Raw genomic sequence first — 505 nt, 5'->3', positions numbered from 1 at the left:
AGGTATTGATGTCCACAACCAAGATGGGTGAGTTCGGCGCGGAGGTCATGACAAGAAGACTGGAAGAGCCGACCACATCAGGAACAGCCGGTTTAACCGGAATGCTCAAACGACCACCTGACGCACCGAAATCATGTTGGCTCATGATCCCCATTGTCTGGCCCGGCTCGATACGCACCCCATTCACCACCAGCGGCACTTTCGCATCAGAACGGAGGGTCGCAAACACGTCGTATGAACCTGTCACGACAGCACCATCACTGAGCGTCAGCGGCTTGGTCTCGATGATCCGCTTGCCATCTGCATGAACAAATTCATGAGTGACAGCGGGGACCATAACCTTGCCATCCATCCCATCCGCCAGCATCACCTGACGCGGTTTGTACTCGAAGCCAACCGCCTTTTGAACCGCGTTGCCTTGTGCGTCCTCACCGGAAACAGTCAGCGTGTAAGATTCCCCTTCCTTCAAAGACGGGAACATGACCGGGGACTCAAGGCGGATTCG

The 505-nt window shown here is 55.4% G+C and carries 1 protein-coding gene; it reads right to left on the bottom strand.

Going from position 1 to position 505, the window contains the following annotated elements:
* Positions 1 to 505: Ig-like domain-containing protein (locus R8N49_RS30855; protein WP_318190915.1), on the bottom strand; the 505-nt coding region annotated here is incomplete at both ends.

Source organism: Vibrio sp. 1978 (genome assembly GCF_033344345.1).
Note: the sequence above shows the minus strand (reverse complement) of the source record. Positions and strands in the feature narration are given on the sequence as shown.